The following is a 2,216-nucleotide window of genomic DNA, read 5'->3' on the forward strand; positions in this document are numbered from 1 at the left end:
GATCAAGCCGATCGAGCGATTAGTAGGGCTTAGCTTCGGGCGTTGCCGCCGGTCCACACGCCCCCTATCGACGTGATGGTCTATCACGGCTCTCAGGGAATGCTGGTTTAGAGGTGGGTTTCCCGCTTAGATGCTTTCAGCGGTTATCCCGTCCGCACTTAGCTACCCGGCGATGCCACTGGCGTGACAACCGGTGCACCAGAGGTGCGTCCATCCCGGTCCTCTCGTACTAGGGACAGATCCTCGCAACATTCCGACACCCACGGCAGATAGGGACCGAACTGTCTCACGACGTTCTAAACCCAGCTCACGTACCACTTTAATCGGCGAACAGCCGAACCCTTGGGACCTGCTCCAGCCCCAGGATGTGATGAGCCGACATCGAGGTGCCAAACGACTCCGTCGATATGGACTCTTGGGAGTCATCAGCCTGTTATCCCCGGCGTACCTTTTATCCGTTGAGCGATGGCCCTTCCACGCGGGACCACCGGATCACTATGGCCGACTTTCGTCTCTGCTCGACTTGTCAGTCTCGCAGTCAGGCGGGCTTATGCCATTGCACTCGTCGAGCGATTTCCGACCGCTCTGAGCCCACCATCGCGCGCCTCCGTTACACTTTGGGAGGCGACCGCCCCAGTCAAACTACCCGCCATGCAGGGTCCCGGCCCCGGATGAACGGGGCGCGGTTAGATGCCAGAGACCTCAAGGGTGGTATTTCAAGGCTGGCTCCACCCGAGCTGGCGCCCGGGCTTCAAAGCCTCCCACCTATCCTACACATGAGATCCCTAGCACCACTGCAAAGCTGTAGTAAAGGTGCACGGGGTCTTTCCGTCTGACCGCGGGTACTCCGCATCTTCACGGAGAGTTCAATTTCGCTGAGTTGGTGTTGGAGACAGCGGGGAAGTCGTTACGCCATTCGTGCAGGTCGGAACTTACCCGACAAGGAATTTCGCTACCTTAGGACCGTTATAGTTACGGCCGCCGTTTACCGGGGCTTCAATTCAGAGCTTGCACCCCTCCTCTTAACCTTCCGGCACCGGGCAGGCGTCAGACCCTATACGTCGCCTTGTGTGGCTTCGCAGAGCCCTGTGTTTTTAGTAAACAGTCGCCACCCCCTGGTCTGTGCCCCCCGCCCTTGGTTGCCCAAGAACGGGGCCCTCTTCTTCCGAAGTTACGAGGGCAATTTGCCGAGTTCCTTCAACACCATTCTCTCAAGCGCCTGGGTATACTCTACCTGTCCACCTGTGTCGGTTTCGGGTACGGTCCTTAACGGTGGGGCTGTTTCCTGGAACGCCGCCACAGCACGCTCAATCCGATCAGAGCGCACACGCTTGGGCATTCGTCACACACCACCGGGCCCAGGAATATTAACCTGGTTTCCATCGACTACGCCTTTCGGCCTCGCCTTAGGGGCCGGCTCACCCTGCGTGGATTAACCTTGCGCAGGAACCCTTGGACTTTCGGCGAGAGTGTTTCTCACACTCTTTGTCGCTACTCATGTCAGCATTCTCACTTCCGATACCTCCAGGCACCCTCACGGGGGCCCTTCGCAGGCTTACGGAACGCTCCGCTACCACGTGATCTGAGATCACATCCGCAGCTTCGGTACACGGCTTGAGCCCCGATACATTTTCGGCGCAGGCCGGCTTAACTAGACCAGTGAGCTATTACGCTTTCTTTAAAGGATGGCTGCTTCTAAGCCAACCTCCTGGTTGTCATGGCCTTCCCACATCCTTTCCCACTTAGCCGTGATTTGGGGACCTTAGCTGGCGGTCTGGGCTGTTTCCCTCTCGACGATGGACCTTAGCACCCACCGTCTGTCTGCCGGACTGTACTCCACGGTATTCGGAGTTTGGTTAGGTTTGGTAAGCCGCGAGGCCCCCTAGCCCATCCAGTGCTCTACCCCCGTGGGTAATATCCGACGCGCTACCTAAATAGCTTTCGCGGAGAACCAGCTATTTCCCGGTTTGATTGGCCTTTCACCCCTAGCCACAGGTCATCTCCGACTTTTTCAACAGGCGTGAGTTCGGTCCTCCAGTGCGTGTTACCGCACCTTCAACCTGCCCATGGCTAGATCACCGGGTTTCGGGTCTACAGCAAGCAACTCAAGCGCCCTGTTCAGACTCGCTTTCGCTGCGCCTTCGTCTACCGACTTAAGCTCGCTGCTTACTGTAAGTCGCTGACCCATTATACAAAAGGTACGCCGTCACGGCGCA

Annotated in this window: 1 rRNA gene; it reads right to left on the reverse strand. The window is 57.7% G+C overall.

Annotated elements, in window-relative coordinates:
• Positions 1 to 2,216 (reverse strand): 23S ribosomal RNA (locus tag J2852_RS31215); the annotation flags it as partial.

Origin of the sequence: Azospirillum soli, assembly GCF_017876165.1 — a bacterium.
Lineage (GTDB): Bacteria > Pseudomonadota > Alphaproteobacteria > Azospirillales > Azospirillaceae > Azospirillum > Azospirillum soli.